The 15,686-nt window shown below is 73.2% G+C and carries 18 protein-coding genes and 2 pseudogenes; 5 read left to right on the top strand and 15 right to left on the bottom strand.

Going from position 1 to position 15,686, the window contains the following annotated elements:
- Positions 1-188: 188 nt before the first annotated feature.
- Positions 189-728, top strand: a complete 540-nt coding sequence (locus ACFV6D_RS32470; protein ID WP_380423731.1) for an NUDIX hydrolase — start codon at positions 189-191, stop codon at positions 726-728.
- Positions 729-1,012: 284 nt separating this feature from the next.
- Positions 1,013-1,921 carry an aminoglycoside phosphotransferase family protein gene (locus tag ACFV6D_RS32465; RefSeq protein ID WP_380562351.1) on the top strand — a complete coding sequence of 303 codons (909 nt, stop codon included), beginning with the start codon at positions 1,013-1,015 and terminating at the stop codon, positions 1,919-1,921.
- Between the two features lie 16 nt (positions 1,922-1,937).
- On the opposite strand, the gene ACFV6D_RS32460 is transcribed toward ACFV6D_RS32465, so the two are convergent.
- Positions 1,938-2,405: an NUDIX domain-containing protein gene (locus ACFV6D_RS32460; protein ID WP_380562349.1), complete on the bottom strand. Its 468-nt coding sequence runs from the start codon at positions 2,403-2,405 to the stop codon at positions 1,938-1,940.
- A gap of 97 nt (positions 2,406-2,502) precedes the next feature.
- On the bottom strand, positions 2,503-2,700 hold the full coding sequence (locus ACFV6D_RS32455; RefSeq protein WP_380495482.1) for a hypothetical protein: 198 nt from the start codon (positions 2,698-2,700) through the stop codon (positions 2,503-2,505).
- Between the two features lie 118 nt (positions 2,701-2,818).
- On the opposite strand from ACFV6D_RS32455, the gene ACFV6D_RS32450 reads away from it, so the two are divergent.
- The 3 genes from ACFV6D_RS32450 to ACFV6D_RS32440 all read left to right on the top strand — a co-directional run bounded on the left by ACFV6D_RS32450 (position 2,819) and on the right by ACFV6D_RS32440 (position 5,532).
- On the top strand, positions 2,819-3,658 hold the full coding sequence (locus ACFV6D_RS32450) for a helix-turn-helix domain-containing protein (protein ID WP_380562347.1): 840 nt from the start codon (positions 2,819-2,821) through the stop codon (positions 3,656-3,658).
- A complete protein-coding gene (locus ACFV6D_RS32445) occupies positions 3,643-3,852 on the top strand; it encodes a DUF397 domain-containing protein (protein ID WP_380562345.1) in 210 nt (69 codons plus the stop codon). Before ACFV6D_RS32450 ends, ACFV6D_RS32445 begins: the two co-directional genes overlap by 16 nt.
- Positions 3,853-3,939: 87 nt before the next feature.
- Positions 3,940-5,532 carry a pentapeptide repeat-containing protein gene (locus ACFV6D_RS32440; protein ID WP_380562343.1) on the top strand — a complete coding sequence of 531 codons (1,593 nt, stop codon included), beginning with the start codon at positions 3,940-3,942 and terminating at the stop codon, positions 5,530-5,532.
- 69 nt (positions 5,533-5,601) lie between these two features.
- Here the strand turns inward: ACFV6D_RS32440 and ACFV6D_RS32435 are convergent.
- The 13 genes and pseudogenes from ACFV6D_RS32435 to ACFV6D_RS32375 all read right to left on the bottom strand — a co-directional run.
- Positions 5,602-5,751 (bottom strand): annotated as a pseudogene (locus ACFV6D_RS32435) (SAM-dependent methyltransferase); the annotation flags it as partial.
- Positions 5,752-5,915: 164 nt separating this feature from the next.
- Positions 5,916-6,389 (bottom strand): hypothetical protein, encoded by a 474-nt coding sequence (locus ACFV6D_RS32430; RefSeq protein ID WP_380562341.1) that lies wholly within the window; start codon positions 6,387-6,389, stop codon positions 5,916-5,918.
- Between the two features lie 56 nt (positions 6,390-6,445).
- Positions 6,446-7,378 carry an alpha/beta hydrolase gene (locus ACFV6D_RS32425; RefSeq protein ID WP_380423723.1) on the bottom strand — a complete coding sequence of 311 codons (933 nt, stop codon included), beginning with the start codon at positions 7,376-7,378 and terminating at the stop codon, positions 6,446-6,448.
- Positions 7,375-8,115 carry an indole-3-glycerol-phosphate synthase gene (locus ACFV6D_RS32420; protein ID WP_380562339.1) on the bottom strand — a complete coding sequence of 247 codons (741 nt, stop codon included), beginning with the start codon at positions 8,113-8,115 and terminating at the stop codon, positions 7,375-7,377. The genes ACFV6D_RS32425 and ACFV6D_RS32420 overlap by 4 nt, the downstream gene beginning before the upstream one ends.
- Positions 8,112-8,837, bottom strand: coding sequence for a hypothetical protein (locus ACFV6D_RS32415; protein ID WP_079136661.1), 726 nt, complete (start codon positions 8,835-8,837; stop codon positions 8,112-8,114). The genes ACFV6D_RS32420 and ACFV6D_RS32415 overlap by 4 nt, the downstream gene beginning before the upstream one ends.
- The gene (locus ACFV6D_RS32410) at positions 8,834-9,979 is read right to left on the bottom strand and encodes an acyl-CoA dehydrogenase family protein (protein ID WP_063352981.1); all 1,146 of its coding nucleotides are present in this window, start codon (positions 9,977-9,979) and stop codon (positions 8,834-8,836) included. The genes ACFV6D_RS32415 and ACFV6D_RS32410 overlap by 4 nt, the downstream gene beginning before the upstream one ends.
- Positions 9,980-10,074: 95 nt before the next feature.
- A complete protein-coding gene (locus ACFV6D_RS32405; RefSeq protein ID WP_063352982.1) occupies positions 10,075-10,449 on the bottom strand; it encodes an ectoine synthase in 375 nt (124 codons plus the stop codon).
- A 19-nt stretch (positions 10,450-10,468) separates the two neighbouring features.
- On the bottom strand, positions 10,469-11,416 hold the full coding sequence (gene trpA / locus ACFV6D_RS32400) for a tryptophan synthase subunit alpha (protein ID WP_380562337.1): 948 nt from the start codon (positions 11,414-11,416) through the stop codon (positions 10,469-10,471).
- Positions 11,409-12,440 carry a hypothetical protein gene (locus ACFV6D_RS32395; RefSeq protein WP_380562335.1) on the bottom strand — a complete coding sequence of 344 codons (1,032 nt, stop codon included), beginning with the start codon at positions 12,438-12,440 and terminating at the stop codon, positions 11,409-11,411. Before ACFV6D_RS32395 ends, trpA begins: the two co-directional genes overlap by 8 nt.
- Positions 12,441-12,443: 3 nt before the next feature.
- Entirely contained in the window at positions 12,444-12,716 is a 273-nt protein-coding gene (locus ACFV6D_RS32390) for an acyl carrier protein (protein WP_063352985.1), read from the bottom strand.
- A gap of 67 nt (positions 12,717-12,783) precedes the next feature.
- Positions 12,784-14,328, bottom strand: a complete 1,545-nt coding sequence (locus ACFV6D_RS32385; protein WP_380562333.1) for an AMP-binding protein — start codon at positions 14,326-14,328, stop codon at positions 12,784-12,786.
- Positions 14,329-14,335: 7 nt separating this feature from the next.
- Complete coding sequence (locus ACFV6D_RS32380) at positions 14,336-15,226, bottom strand: MaoC family dehydratase (protein ID WP_380562331.1); 891 nt, start codon at positions 15,224-15,226, stop codon at positions 14,336-14,338.
- Positions 15,223-15,686, bottom strand: a pseudogene (locus tag ACFV6D_RS32375) (hypothetical protein); the annotation flags it as partial. The gene ACFV6D_RS32380 and the pseudogene ACFV6D_RS32375, both read right to left, overlap by 4 nt.

The raw sequence follows: 15,686 nt of genomic DNA, 5'->3' as shown, positions 1-15,686 counted from the left end.
GCCCCCCCCCCCCCCCGCGGCGCGCGGGGCGCGCCCCCCCCCGCCCCCCCCCCACCCCCCTTTTTCGCTGTTGCGCATGTCGTTGAGGGCGGAGGCCGGGCGGGCGGAGCCGACGGCGGCAGCGAGCGCGGAGGCCTGGGCGGCTCCAACGAGCGCCCGGAGTCAGGCCGGAGCCGTACAGTCCAGCCATGACCCACCCCGCCGCGTCATGGCGCGAGATCGAACGCACCACCATGTTCAGCAAGTTCGGCCGGTCCGTGGAACGCGTCGACTTCGAGCTGCCCGACGGACGGACGGAGGAGTTCTACCTCAAACGCGAGCGCCCAACCGGTGCCGTGCTCGCCCTCACTCCCGACCAGCACGTCATCCTCGCCCGCCAGTACCGGCCCGGCCCCGACCGCGTGCTGTACGAACTACCCGGTGGCTTCATCGAACCCGGAGAAGAGGCAGCCGAGGCCGTCGCCCGCGAACTGCTGGAGGAGACCGGCTACCAGGGCGAGGTCCACGCGGCCGGCCCGTACTGGCACGACGCCTACTCCACCGCCCTGCGCTTCGCCTTCTACGCCACCGGCTGCGCCAAGGTCGCCGAGCCGACCCCGGAGCGCACCGAGTTCATCGACGTGGTCACCCTGCCCCTGCCCGAGTTCCGCTCCACCGTGCTGCGCAGGGGCCAGATGACCGACACCGCCGCCGCCTACCTCGCCCTGGACCGCCTCGGGCTCCTCTGACCCGGGGCGTACGGGCGGGCCGGCGTCCCAGCCCACCCGCGGTCTGCTCACCGCCGTCGGGTACTTCGAGGACGCCACCGTGGAGACCGGCTGCACCTGGATCGTCCCCGGCTCCCACCGCGCCCCGTACGTGGGCGTCCCACAGCCCGACGGCGGCGGCACCTGGATGGACGAGCACCCCGAACTCTCCGGCCTCGCCGACCAAGCCGTCCCGGTGCCGGTCCCCAGCAGCGGTCTCGGGAAAATCGCTGGCGGCGGCGGGGCCCGGCATGAAGGCTCTCACTGTGACGCTTCACGAGAACGAGGTCTTCGCGGACCAGGCGGTCGTCCGCTCCCTGCTCCGGGAGCAGCGGCCGCACTGGGCCGGCCTGTCCGTCTCGCCGGCCGGCGCGGGCACGGACAACACGATGTACCGGCTCGGCGACGACCTGCTCGTGCGGCTGCCGCGCACCGCGCAGAGCGCGCACTCCGTGCGGAAGGAGCAGACGTGGCTGCCGCGGCTGGCACCGCACCTGCCGTGCCGCGTCCCGGAGCCGGTGCACGCCGGGACACCGAGTGCCGCGTTCCCGCTCCCCTGGTCGGTGTACCGCTGGATCGACGGCGAGGAGCCCGGCCCGGGGTCGGTCACCGACTGGCCCGCCTTCGGGGCCGACCTGGCGGCGGTCGTCCAGGGCCTGCACGGCGCCCCACTCATGGGGGCCGTCCGCCACGGCGCGCTCAGCTGGTACCGCGGAGGCGACCTGCGCGACAGCGACGAGTCGATCACCGCATGCTTCGAGAAGTGCCGGACGATCCCGGGCCTGGACCTCGACATCGAGCACCTGCGGCACCTGTGGCGAAGCGCGCTCGCCCTGCCCGGGGCGTCCGGCCGCCAGGTGTGGCTGCACGGCGACCTGAAACCCTCCAACCTGCTCGTCCGGCAGGGCAGGCTGCACGCGGTCATCGACTTCGGATGCCTGTCGGTCGGCTTTCCCGACGCCGAGCACGCCACGGTGTGGGACCTTCCGTCCCCGGCCCGCCAGGCGTACTGGGACGCCCTCGGCCTCGACGACGTGACGTGGCTGCGGGCCCGGGCGTGGGCGGTCGGCGTCGGGGTCGGCGGGCTGTCGTACTACTGGGGCACCTATCCCGGCTTTGTCGGCGAATGCCTGTCGCGGCTGTCCGCGATCCTGGAGGCCGCCGGCGCGCGGTGAACCAGCACGGCGGTCCTCAGGTCGCGCGCTGTCCGTGGAGGAGGACGGGCAGCGCGCGGCCCGCCAACGCCTCGCTGACGCGGGCGAGTTGGGAGGGCGCCATGACGTCCGGGAGTTGGCGGGCGGGGACGAAGCGGGCGCCGAACAGGCCGCTGCGGTGCCGGGGCGGGATGGTGAGGCGGACGTCGTCATGCACGGTGCCGCCGTCGAAGACCAGGTTGAGGCGCTCCAGGTAGCGGTCGGCGGGGGTGAAGTCGACCGCGAGGACGTCGGCGAGACGGAGGTTGAGCCCGGTCTCGGCGTGCAGGTTGCGGGCGGCGGCAAGGTGCGGGGGCTCGTTCGGCTTCGCGGCACCGCCGGGCAGGATCAGCCCGTCCATGTAGTCCGGGTCGACGAGCAGGACGTCACCGCGCGGGTTGCGCACGAGGACGAGGCAGCCGAGCCGGCACACCGGCGGCTTGGCGAGCAGACGGGGGTCACGCATCGGGCGGTTCACCTTCTGAGGGCGGCGAGGAGTACGAGGGAGAAGCCCGCCAACCACAGGAGGCGGGCGAGGAGTTCAGCCGTCATGCGTCCGGCTCTCACTCCCCCGGCCGCTTGTGGACCTCGAAGACGCGCCACGTGCCCCAGGCGTCGGAGAAGGAGCTGAACCCGCTGAGCTCACCGTCCGGTTGGCGCAGCCACTCCCGGGTGACCTCGTTGCGGACCCGGTAGAGGCGGGCCCCGGTGTCCCAGCGCACGCCGTAGCCGTGGTGGCGGGGAACTTGGGCATCGGCCATGGGAATAACCTTCCGCAATCAGCGTTTCACGTTCTGTGCACATGATGGCCTGGCGTCATCTAGCATCGGAAGTGATATGCGACTTGCAGTCAGGCCAGCCGTGAGTTGGGGAAGCTCCATGAACAAGAAGACCATCGACCCGACCTCGTCCCCGTGGGCCGCCTTCGGAGTTCAACTCCGCAGGTCACGCGAAGCAGTTGGGCTCACCCAGGTCCAACTGGCGAAGAAGGTCGGGTGCACCGCATCGCACCTGTCCTACGTCGAACTTGCACACCGGCCCCCGAGCCTGCAGCTGGCGGAGCTCGCCGACCAGGAGCTCAGGACCGGCGGCACGCTGGTACTGATGTACTGGCAGCTCAAGCACACCGCGTTGTTGGAGGGCTTCCCGGAGTACACCAACTACGAGGCCCGAGCGGAGCAGATCAAGATCTTCGAGATCAACGTCATCCCAGGGCTCCTGCAGACTCGCGCGTACGCAACCGCGATTGAGACGGGATACGCGAGGCAAGGCGCCGCACTCCCAGAACAGGCCGATGAACGTATCAACTTCCGGCTTGCCCGACAGCACATCCTGGAGCGGACTCCACCTCCGGTCCTGCACGCGGTGCTGGACGAAAGCTGCCTGAGGCGACTCGTCGGCGGCCGGGACGTCATGATCGAGCAGCTGCTCCACCTTGAACAGTTGGCCGATCGGCCCAACGTGGTCATCCAGGTGGCGCCGTACTCTCTGGGCGAGAACCGGCCGTTCACGCGCGTGGTGCAACTCCTTACCATGCCGAACCGCAAAGTTCTCAGCTACGGCGAGATCGAGCAGCGCGGTTACATCGACCGGGACATCCAGTCAGTTTTGGCGCTGACCAGGAGCTACGATCGCCTCGTGGTCGAGGCCATGAACCAGGCCGACTCAGTGGCCATGATCCGCGCGGTACGGAGGGATCTGGAATGGACGTCAATCTGACTGACGCTCGCTGGCGAAAGAGTTCGTACAGCGGCGGCAACGGAGGAACCTGCGTGGAGGTCGCTGACGGTTTTACCGGCGTGATGCCGGTCCGTGACTCCAAGGACCCCGACGGCCCGGCCCTCCTCTTCTCCTCCGCCGCCTGGCAGGCCTTCGTCACCGCCGTCCGTACCGGCGAATTCGGCACCGACTAGGCCTACCGCTGGGCCTACGACGGCTCCCCGCTCAAAGCCACATGAACCCCGAAGGGTCAACGCGGTGCTGCGCTAGGGTCTGGCGGCATGGGATCACCGACGGAACCGGACGCCTCCGGGGAGTTCCAGCGGATAGCCGACTGCTTGGCGGGGCCGGGCGCCGACACGCACCACGCCGGCTTGCAGGAGCTTGAGGTACTCGCCCGGGCACATCCCGCGCTGCGCCAGCCTGCCGCCGACGCCGTGTGCCGTTACCTGCGCGGCACGGTTGTGGAAGCTGCCGACAGTGCTGTCGCGCTTCTTGTCGCGCTGGCGCGGGGCGGAGACCACCTCGTCTTCGCCCTGGAAGGCGCCGTACTGCCGGACGTCGACTTCAGCGGCTGCTCCTTCGGCCCGACGGTCTTCGCGGACACCCACTTCCGCGGCCGCTGCGTCTTCGACGGCGCTCACTTCCGCGACGACGCGATCTTCGCGCGGGCCGTGTTCGAAGGCGAGGCGTCGTTCGCCGACGTCAGGTTCGGCGCAGACGCCCACTTCGGGCTGGCGCGGTTCCACTCCCCGGCCGGCTTCGCCGGCGCCCGGTTCGACAATATGGCCTGGTTCGGCCGTGGTGAGGAGTCCGTCCAGGAGGACGACCCCCGATTCGAAGAGTTCGACGAGGACGGCGACCTGCCCTCTGACAAGCCGGATCCGTTCGGCGTGCAGATCCCCTGGCGCGAGCCGAACGAGGCCGATCCCAACTGGCCGAGCGCCGTGCTTCAAGAGGACTACCAGACCTGGTACGAGGGCAGCGACGGCACCTGCTTCCGGGATCGGGTGTCCTTTCGCAGCGCGCGATTCCACGGTCCGGCCTGGTTCTGGAAGGCACGGTTCGGGGCGGATGCGGAGTTCGGCGACGCCTGGTTCGGCGATCAGGTCCATCTCGACCAGCCGAGCGTGGATCTCACCGGCGCGACCGCGGACACTGTCGCCGACGAAGACGACGCTTCGGAAGTCGACGACGCGGAAGAGTCGTTCAGCCCTCAGCAATGGCCCTTCGGCTGGGTGCTGCGCCCCGGGGACAACGGGCCGGGCCGGCTGGTGACGGACGAGTCCGTGGCGCCCTACGCCCACCAGCTCGCCGACGCCGACCCGGCGGTGCGGCTGTCCGGACTGCACGTGCTCGACGCGCTCGGCCAGGCCCGCGCCGACCAGCGGGCCCGAATCGTCGACGCGGTCTGCGGATTCCTGAGGGCGCCGCTGGCGTTCGAGGCCGGCGATGAAGCCGCGCTCACCGCGGAGCAGGTGGCCGAACTGAGACTGCGGCGGACCGCGCAGCAGATCCTCACCGACCACCTCCGCCCTCACGACCCCGGGGCGGCGCCGGATTCCCCGCCGCGCGAACAGTTCTGGGACGGAGTCGATCTCAGCCTTTCCGCCGCCACTCTGATCGACTTCGACCTCAGTGACTGCCGGTTCGCGCGTGCGGACTTCATGGGCACTCAGTTCCACGGGACCACCAACTTGGAGCGAAGCGCGTTCAAGGCGCACTTCATGCTGCCGGGCGGCGGCGGATACGCCACGTTCCACGGCGAATGCCGCACCGCCGGCGCCGCCCTCACCGAGGGCTGGGCCGGACAGAGAAGCGCCGACGAGACCCTCCAGCAAATTCGGGCGCGGTCGGCCGAGGTGACTGCCTGAGTCAGTCCGCCAGCCGTCGACCGGCTTCCGAGCCGGCACGCCATACGTCAGCAGCATCGGCTCCCGCTCGGTCTCGGGCGCCGGACGCCACTCGTCGATCGGCACCAGGCCAGGCGGCTGGATCTGGAGGCTGTCGAGCCAGGCCGCGATCTGCTCGGGGGTGCGGTTGGTGAACGGCACGCCGGTGGACTTCTGGTAGTCGGCGAGCATGGCGTCCTGCTCGTCCGGGTGGGCCGGGTCCGGCGCCGGCCGAAGATAACCGAGCTCAAAGTACGATGGCGGGCAAACCGAGCTGACGCGACGTCAGAACATCGTGGCACCAAGGCAATCCGCTTCACGCGCCCCGGCGGCGTGCCGATGGGCGCGGGCGATGGCGCAGTGACCTACTCGGCGGCCTCGGGCATGGCGGCCGGCCCGAGGTCGCCGTCGGGCTCGCGGGTGATCAGGGCGAGCAGGGCGGGGTCGGCGTGGACCTCGGCGCTGTGGCGCCACTGGGTGAGCAGCAGCGCGATGGGGGCGAGGTTGTCCAGGGCCACCGCGCCGCGGGCGGTGTCCACGAGCTCGCCGAGCAGGGTGTCGATGTCCTCGGCGGGCAGGAACGTGCTCCACGGCAGGGCCTCGGGCAGCGCCTGGCGCAGGGCGGCGGTGTTCCCGGTCCGTACCAGCGCCGCCAGCAGTCGTGAGGTGAAGTCCACGACGGAGGCGTCGCGTTCCATCTGCTCGACGCGCATCAGGGCCAGGTCCCCCGCGTCGCGCCGCCGCAGTCGTAGCGCGCGGACGGCGTCCAGCCGGCGCGCGGTCGCGGCGGGGTGGTGCAGCAGTTCGCTGAAGGGCACGTCCTCGTAGGCCGCAGCCATGACATCCGCAGTAGCTCGGATGTCGCCCGCAGGGCGGGTGATCGCCCACCCTGCGGTCAGCCGGCGGCGGCCAGGGCCGGTTCGGGGGCGGCTGTGGCGGGCTGGGGCCGGGGGCGGGTGAGGCATTCGTCGGTGAAGGCGAGGGCGCGCAGGTGGTAGGGGCGGGCGGCGTGGCCCAGGGAGAGGTTGTGGCCGGCGCGGTGGGCGGTGACGAGGTGGGCCAGGCCCGGGGGGAAGGCGGCGGTGAGGGCGGTGCGGTGGGAGGGTTCCAGGCGCCACCAGGCCTCGTGGTCGGCGAGGGTGAGGCGCACGGGCACGCGTACGCGGGCGGCCAGGGCGCTGTAGCGGGCGGGCCAGGTGGCCAGTTCGCGGGATTCGAGGGCGGGGACGGGGGTGAGCAGGGTGCGGGCGGCGTGGAAGGTGCCGGGCGGGTAGAGGCCGAGGGGGCCCCAGTTGAGGCGGCCGCCGCCGGCGAGGTCGTCGGGCCGGTCCCACGCGCCGGGGGCGTAGTGCTGGGCGAGGCCGGAGATGTCGGCGCCGAGCAGGGGCAGGCGGGGGTCGGCGGGCCAGTGGGCGGCGAGGTGGAGGGCGATCTTGCCGCCGAAGGAGTGGGCGAGGAGCTGGACGCCGGCGCCGACGGGGTGGGCGCGGGCGTAGTCGGTGAGGGCGGCGTGCAGGGTGGCGGCCTGGTCGGCGATGAGCTGGCCGTCGGGCAGGCGGTGGGCGGAGGCGCCGTGGCCGGGGCGGTCCAGGGCCAGGACGGTGTAGCCGAGGTCGGCGGCCAGGGTGAGCAGGCTGGTGTCGGGGTGGGCGGGGCCGGCGAAGTAGGCGGCGCGCATGCCGCGGCCGTGGATGGCGAGGAGGACGGCCTTGGGGGCGCGGTCCTGGGGTTCGGCGACGAGGGCGGAGACGGGGATGCCGCCGGCGTCCAGGACCAGGGAGCGGGTGGCGAGGCGGGGGTTGGGCCGCGGGTTCGGACGGAAGCTCATACGGCGGCCCCGGCACGGACAGCGGCTCCGGCGCGGGCGGTGGTCCCGGCGCGGGCGGTGTCGAGGTCGGTGAGCCAGCCGGTGAGGTCGCTCTGGCGCATCAGGGTGGTGCCGATGAGCAGTCCCGCGTAGCCGGCGTCCAGGAGGCGGGCGGCGTCGGCGGGTTCGGTGATGGCGGAGGCGGAGACGGGGGCGCGGGTGCCGGTGGCGTGCAGGGCGGGCAGCAGGCGCAGGCTGCGTCCGAGGTCGCCGCGGTCGCGTTCGCGGGTGCGGATGTCCTTGTTGTTGACGGCGATGACGCAGTGTTCGGGCTGGGGCAGGTGGGCGAGTTCGTGTTCGCCGGTGATCTCGACGAAGGGGGTCAGGCCCAGGGCGAGGGCGGTGGTGACCAGGCGGTGCAGGGAGGTGGCGGGCAGCAGGGCGGCGGTGAGCAGGACGGCGGAGGCGCCGAGGGCGGCGGCGGCCTCCAGTTGGGCGGGGCGGGTGAGGAAGTCCTTCTGCAGGACGGGCAGGTCGGTGGCGGCGGTGACCTCGCGCAGCAGGCGGGGGGTGCCGCCGAACCAGCGGCCGGTGACCACGGACAGGCAGGGCGCGCCGGCCTGTTCGTAGCGGGTGACGAGGTCGGTGACGGTACGCGGGCCCAGCAGGTCGGTGCCGTGCGGGTCGCGGAGTTTGACTTCCATGATCAGGGGGCGTCTCGCGGCCAGCAGGGCGTCGAGGAACCGCGGGGCGCTCATACGTGAGCCTCCTTGGGGCGGGGGTGCCAGGCGTGGGCGAGGGCGGTGACGGCTTCGTGGGTGAAGTCGCCGGCCCGGTTGCGGGCGGCGGTGTCGATGTCGGCGCCGGCGTACAGGGGGTGGTCGGTGACGGTGCGGTAGGTGTCGCGGTTGGCGGCGTTCAGGCCGCCGGCGAGGAGGAAGGGGATGGTGAGGCGGGGCAGCAGGGTGTGGACGTCGGCGGGGGCCAGGGGGTGGCCGGTGGAGCCGACGCGGCCGTCGTCGGTGACGGTGTCCAGGAGGAACAGGTCGCAGCCGGCGCGTTCGAAGGCGCCGATGAAGGGGCGTTCCAGGCAGCGGCCGCGGGAGAGGTGGAGGACTTTGACGAGGACGGCGTAGGGCAGGTGGTGGCGCAGTTCGGTGACGAGGGCGGGGTTCTGGTAGGCGTGGAGCTGGATCCAGCGGATGCCGGTGGCGCGGGCGAGGCGGGCGAGTTGGTCGGCGTCGTCGAGGAAGGTGACCAGGACGGGTTCCAGGCCCAGGCGGATGGCGGTGGCGGCGAGGTGGGCGAGGTGTTGTTCGGAGAGTTCGGCGGGGCCGCCGGGCACGCCGTGCCACAGGCCCACCAGGGTGGGGCCGGATTCGGCGAGGAGGGTGAGGTCGGCGCGGGTGCGGGCCCCGCACACCTTGAGGTGGCGGGGCCGCGCGGGCGGCAGCGGGCGGGGCGGGGCGGGGGCGCTCACTTGCCGAGTCCGAGCATGGCGGCGATGCGGTTGTACTGGATCTCGTTGCTGCCGGAGTAGATGGTGCCGGCGACGGCGTTGCGCACGTCCTTCTCCAGCCCGTATTCGGACATGTAGCCGTTGCCGCCGAAGACCTGGACGGCGGCCAGCGAGGTGGCGAGGTTGGATTCGCTGGTGAGGAGTTTGGCGATCGCCATGTCGACGGTGACGTTCTCGCCGGCCTCCAGGCGCTGGGCCGTGTCGTAGAGCCACTTGCGGGCGGTCTCCAGGCGGATCTTGGTGTCGACGATCTTGTTGGCGACCGACTGGTAGGAGCCGATGGGCTTGCCGAAGGACATGCGGGTCTTGGCGTAGTCGAGGCAGCGGGCCAGGCGGTGCTGCATCTCGCCGGTGTTGACGATGAAGGAGTAGAGGATCTCGCGTTTCATGACGTGGTCCAGGACGAGGAAGCCGCCGCCGACGCGGCCCAGGACCCGGGAGGCGGGCACCTTGACGTCGTCGAGGTAGACCTCGGACAGCGGTGAGGTGCGCAGGCCCATCTTCTTGATGGGGTTTCCGGTGCTGATGCCGGGCATGTCGCGGTCCAGGAGGAACGCGGTGACGCCGAGCGCCCCGCCCTGGGGGTGGGTGCGGGCGTAGACGACGATGACGTCGGCGACGGGGCCGTTGCTGACGAAGGTCTTGGCGCCGTTGAGGACGAAGTGGTCGCCGTCGCGGATCGCGCGGGTGCGCATCTGCATGGCGTCCGAGCCGCCCTCGGACTCGGTGATGGCGTGGGCGCCGATGGCCTCGCCGGAGGCGATGCGCGGCAGGTAGGCCTCTTTGAGGGCGGGTGAGCCGAAGGCCTGGAGGGGGACGCCGGTGGAGGCGAGGGAGGTGGTGACGGAGAAGTTGAGGCCGCCGTCGCGGCAGGTCTGCCCCAGGCCCTCCAGGACGTACATGGTGGTGAGCAGGGACTGGCCCAGCCCGCCGTAGCGTTCCTCGAAGGGCAGGGACAGGATTCCGGTCTTCTGGACGAGGCGCCACTTGTCGTGGGAGAAGGCGGCCTGTTCGTCGCCTTCGATGTGGCCGGCGCTCAGGTCGTCGCCGAAGCGGGCCAGGCCCTCGCGCAGGGCGTGCTGGTCGGCGTTCCAGCGGATCATGGACGTGCCGCCTTCCTCCCGGGCCCGCGTGCGGGGCCCGGGGTGGCAGGCCGGCGCGCGGGGCGCCGGCGCGTGACTCGAAGGGGGGTCTTCGCCTAGTAGGCGGAGGAGGAGGATGCGTCGAGCTGGTGGACCTCGTCGCCGCGCAGGGCCGGGGAGAAGACGCAGACCAGGCGCAGGTCCTCGTGGGGGCTGGCGACCAGGTAGTGGGCGTCGTGCTGGTCGAGGGCGTAGAGGCGGCCGGGGGTGATGGGGTGGGAGGTGCCGTCCATGGCGATGACCTCGCCGGAGCCGGCGATGCAGTAGCACGCCTCCAGGTGGTTGCGGTACTCCAGGCGGGACTTGGTGCCGGCGTTGACGATGGTGTCGGTGAGGGTGTAGCCGAGGTTGTCGCCGGCCACCAGGAAGCGGCGGGACAGGCCGTTGCCCCACTCGACGGTCTGGACGTCGTCAAGGTCGCGGATCAGCATGCTGGTTCTGCCTTTCGTGTCAGCGGGCGGGGGTGGTGGTGCCGGGGGTGGTGCTCGTGCTGGTGGTGCCGGGGGTGGTGCTCGTGCTGGTGGTGCGCGGTACGGCGGTGGTGCGCGGTACGGCGGTGGTGCTGGTGGTGCGTCCGGCCGTGGCGGGCTGGGGTGGCCCGGGCGGGCGGAGGTCGTGGAGGAGGGCGCGCAGCGCCTGGGCGGCGTCGCGGCCCTCGGTGAGGGCGGTCTCGATGCGGGCGACGGCGGCGGAGCCGACGATCGCGGCGTCGGCTCCGGCGGCGGCGACCGCGTCCAGGTCGGCGGCGCTTTTGACGCCGAAGCCGATGGCGACGGGGGTGGCGGGGGCGGCGGCGCGCAGGGTGGCGACGGTGGCGGCCAGGGTGTGGTGGCCTTGCGCGGGGGTGGTGCCGGAGCGGCCGTAGTGGGCGACGAGGTAGACGTAGGCGTCGTGGGCATCGCGGGCGGCGGCGGTGAGGACCTCGGGGGTGGAGGTCGGGTAGCAGGTGGCGACCTGGGGCAGGGCGGCCTCGCGCAGGGCCTGGCGCCAGGCGGGGCGCAGGCGGGGCGGCAGGGCGTGGACGAGCAGGGCGTCGGCGCCGGCCTGGGCGATGGCGCGGGCGCAGGTGGCGGGGTCGGCGGCGCGCAGGCTGTGGCTCCAGTCGGCGAGCAGTGCGATCTTCAGGTTCTTCAACTGGGGCCGCAGGGTGGCGAGTTCGTCCAGGACGGTGTCCAGGGTGGTGCCGGCGGCCAGGGCCCGGTCGGCGGAGCGGCGGATGACGGGGCCGTCGGTGGGCGAGTTGGGGAAGGGGACGGCGAGTTCGAGGACGTCAACGCCTTCCTCCTCCAGGACGAGGGCCAGGTCGGTGAGGCGGGCGGGCGGGTCTCCGGCGTTGAGGAACAGGGCCAGGTGCGGGCGGCCGTCGGCGCGGGCGGCGAAGAACGTGGTGTCAGGCATGGGCGGGGGCCTTGTGGTCGGCGCGCAGGCGGGCGGCCAGGGCGCGGGGGGCGCCGTCGGCCAGGGCGTCCAGGGCGGCGGTGTGGGCGGTGTGCCAGTGGGTGTGGCGGCCCGAGGCGAGGGCGAGGGCGGCGGCGTTGAGGGCGATGGTGTGGGTGGCGGTGGGGCCGGCGCGGCCGGCGAGGGCTTGCAGGAAGTGGCCGGTGAGGTCCTCGGGGTGGGGGGCGAGGTCGGCCAGGGTGCCGTCGGCGGGGGCGATGGAGCCGGCGGGCAGGTGGAGGGTGGTGTCGGGGGTGTGCAGGGTGTTGTCGGCGAAGGGCAGGAGTTCGTCGGCGCCGACGGTGTTGGTGGCCAGCCACACGGCGCGCCCCAGGGTGCGGGGGGCGAGGTGGCGCAGGGCGGGCAGGTCGGTGGTGGCGCTGGTGCCGGTGAGTTGGGCGGTGACGGGCACGGTGGCGAGCAGCGGGCCGAGGGTGTTGAGGAGGCGTCCGAAGGGTTTGAGGGTGAGCGGGAACAGGAGGCGGGCCAGGCGGGTGAGGGCGGGCGGGTAGACGTGGGGGCCGGCGAAGGCGATGCCGTGGCGGGCGAGGTGGTCGGCGGTGGCGGTGTGGGAGGAGGTGAGGGTGATGCCGAGGCGCTCCAGCAGGTCGATGGAGCCGGCGCTGCTGGTGTAGGCGCGGGAGCCGGTCTTGACGACGGGGACGCCCATGGCGGCGGCGGTCAGGGCGGCGGCGGTGGAGAGGTTGAAGGTGGCCGGGCCGCCGCCGGTGCCGACGATGTTGACGCTGGCGGGGTGGGCGGGGCCGGGGTGGGGGCTGCGTTCGGTCAGGGAGGTGGTGAAGGCGACGAGGGTGTCGGGGGCGGGCAGGCGGGTGGTGAGGGCGGCCAGCAGGGCCGCGGCCTGGGCCCGGTCGCTGTCGCGGGCCGGGCCCGGGGTGCGCTGCTCCAGCTGGTCCCACCACGAGCGCCAGGTGTCCAGGTCGACGTCGTGCCCGGCGAGCAGGGCGGTGAGGGCCGGGTGCACGGGTCAGCCGCCTGCCACGGCGCTGGCCGGGACGGCGCGGCGCTGGGTGATGAAGGCGTCGATGGCGGTGACGGAGCGGAAGTTGTTGGGGTCGAGGTCGGTGTCGTCGACGGGCAGGGCGAAGTGGTCCTCGACCCAGGCGATGAGCTTGAGGACGCCCAGGCTGTCGATGACGCCGTCGGAGAGCAGGTCGTGGTCGTCGGCGAGTTGCTCGGGGGTGACGTCGGGCAGGAACTCCTCGATGAGGAACCGCTTGATCTGGGCGATGTTGCTCATGGCTCGCAACTCCCTTGGGTGTGTGGGGTTTTGGTGGCGTAATCAGGTGATGGGCCGGGTGGCTTGGTCAGGCGGTGGGCAGGACGGCCTTGCGATCGACCTTGCCGGTGGCGGTCTTGGGCAGCGGGGCGTCGTGGATGGCCAGGCGTTCGGGCACGGCGGCGCGCGGCAGGTTGCGGGCGAGGTGTTCGCGCAGGGTGAGGCTGTTGAGGGCGGAGCCGGCGGCGCGTTGGACGGCGGCGTGCAGGCGTTTGCCGGTCAGCGGGTCCGGGGCGGCGGCGACGGCGGCCTCGCGGACCTCGGGGTGGGCGAGCAGGACGCGTTCGACCTCGGCGGTGTTGACTGCGACGCCGCGGACCTTGACCTGGAAGTCGGCGCGTCCGGTCAGGTGCAGGCGGCCGTGTTCGTCGCGGACGGCCAGGTCTCCGGTGCGGAACCAGCGCCGTCCGGGCCCGGCGCCTTCGGGCTGGGTGGTGAAGCGGCCGGTGTCGCGGGAGCGGTCCAGGTAGCCGGCGGCCTGGAAGGGGGTGGAGACGTACAGTTCGCCGTGGCCGGGGCCGGTGACGGGGGTGCCGTCGGGGGCGGCGAGCAGGGTGCGCACCCCGGGCAGGGGGGTGCCGATGGGCACCGGCAGGGCGGCGGTGGCGTCCAGGCGGTCCAGGCGGTGCAGGAAGCTGTCGTTGGTCTCGGTGCAGCCGTAGATGTTGTAGAGCGCGGCGCCGGGCAGCAGGGCGGGCAGTGCGGCCAGGGTGCGGGCGTCGATGGCGTCGCCGGTGAACGCGGCGTGCTCGACGCTGTCCAGCACCGCGACGCCTGCCGTCTGGGCGGCGGCCTGGGCGAGGAGGGCGTAGGCGAGGGGGACGGCCTGGAGGACGTGCGGGCGGTGGCGGGTGAGCTGGGCGAGCAGGTGGCGGGCGTTGAGCGCGTGGGCGGGGTCGATGAGCAGGACGGTGCCGCCGGCGGCGAGGGTGGCCCACACGTCGAGCAGGCACAGGTCGAAGTTGAGGGGGGCGTAGTTGGCGACGACGCGGCCGGGCCCGAGGTCGAAGGTGTCGTGGGCCCAGGCGGTGAAGCGGTCGACGGCGGCCTGCGCGAGGGGGACGATCTTGGGCAGGTCGGTGGAGCCGGAGGTGGTGAGCAGGAAGGAGGTGCCGGCGGCGAGGGTGGGCACGGGGGCGGGGCGGGCCAGGGTGGGCAGGGCGGGGGCGTCCTGGCCGAGGGGGGCGAGCAGGTGGCGGGCGCCGGCCTGGGCGAACAGGGCCGCGAGCAGGGCGGGGGCCAGCTGCGGGGAGGGCAGCAGGAAGGGGCGGCGTTCGATCAGGCAGGCCAGGACGAGGGCGATCTGCTCGGGGGACTTGGCGGCGGGCAGGCCCACCGGCTCGCCGGGGGCGAGGTCCAGCGTGTGCAGGCGCAGCCGTTCGCGTTCGGCGGTTTCGGCGAGTTCGCGGTAGGTGACGGCGCGCTCGTGCCACAGGAGGGCGACGGCGTCGGGCCGGGTGCGGGCGTGGGCGGTGAACGCGTCGGGCAGCGACAGCGGCGGCGGGGCCTGCACGGCGGGCGCGGCGGGTGCGGTGGACGCGGCGGGCGCGGCGGGTTCGGCGGGTGTGGTCATCGGGGTCTCACTCCCCCGCCGGGGTGAGGGCGGCCCAGCCGGCCTTGACGGCGGTGCCGGCCTGGGTGGCGACGGTGAAGCGCACCACCGTGCCCCGGTCGTAGGGCTGCAGGGTCAGGCGCAGCGGGGTGCCGGGGGTGGTGGGGGCGGCGAAGCGGGCGCCCAGGGCGGTGAGGCGGGTGGGGTCGCCGTCGGCGTGGCGGTCGGTGATCTCCTCGGTGGCGAGGGCGACCAGGTGCATGCCGTGGGCGATGGCGGCGGGGAATCCGGCGGCGCGGGCGGCGTCGTCGTCGAGGTGCAGGGGGTTGAGGTCGCCGGCGGCGTGGGCGTAGGCGGTGACGTCGGCGGGGGTGAGGGTGTGGGTGAGGGTGAGGGGTTCGGTGTCGGGGGTGGTGCCGGGGTGGGCGGCGGGGCCCAGGGTGCCGAAGGGTTCGATGGTGGTGGCGCCGACGAGCAGGGCGGAGGTGGTCAGGTGGGCCAGGGTGCGGGTGCCGTCGGTGAGGTGGGTGGTGAGGGCCAGGCGGGTGCCGCGGGCTTCGCGGCGGGCGGCGGTGACGGTGACGTCGATGTCGACGTGGGTGCCGGCGGTGAGGGGGTGGTGGGTGTGGATCTCCTGGGCGAGGTGGACCACGCCGGTGAAGCCGGTGTCGCCCGTGGTCAGGGTGGTGACGGTGTGCTGGGCGAGGGTGTGGGCGAGGACGAAGGGGTGGGCGGGGGCGGCGGCGCCGTCCGGGGCGGGGGGCAGGCCGGTGCGGGCGGCGGTGCGGTAGGCGGCCAGGGCGTCGGCGGTCACGGTGGTGCTGGTGCGGGCGGTGCGGTGGGCGGGCGTCGTCGCGGGCCCGGGCGTCGTCGCGGGCTCGGTCGCGGTCGCGGGTGTGGTCGCGGGTGTCGTGGTCATAGCGGGGTCACCACCAGGGTCGAGTTGTGGCCGCCGAAGCCGAACGAGTTGGACAGGGCCGCGCCCGCGCGGATGGGGCGGGCGGTGCCGTGGACGACGTCGAGGTCCAGGCCCTGTTCGGTGTGCTCGTGGTTGGCGGTGGGAGGGGCGAGGCGGCTGTTCATGGCCTGCACGGCGGCGATCAGCTCGACGGCGCCGGCGGCGCCGATGAGGTGGCCGATGGCGCCCTTGGTGGAGGTGACGGGCACGCCGTGCGGGCCGAAGACGGTGCGCAGCGCGGCGGCTTCGGCGCGGTCGTTGTGCACGGTGGAGGTGCCGTGGGCGTTGACGTGGGCGATGTCGGCGGGGGTGAGGCCGGCGTCGGTGAGGGCGGCGCGGGTGCCGTAGTGGGCGAAGGGGTCGAGGCGGCGGGCGTACTTGGCGGGGAAGGGGCCGTTGTCGGGCAGGTCGGTGACGCGGC

Origin of the sequence: Kitasatospora sp. NPDC059812, from assembly GCF_042732075.1 — a bacterium.
Classification (GTDB): domain Bacteria; phylum Actinomycetota; class Actinomycetes; order Streptomycetales; family Streptomycetaceae; genus Kitasatospora.
This window is presented reverse-complemented; position numbering and strand designations above follow the sequence as displayed.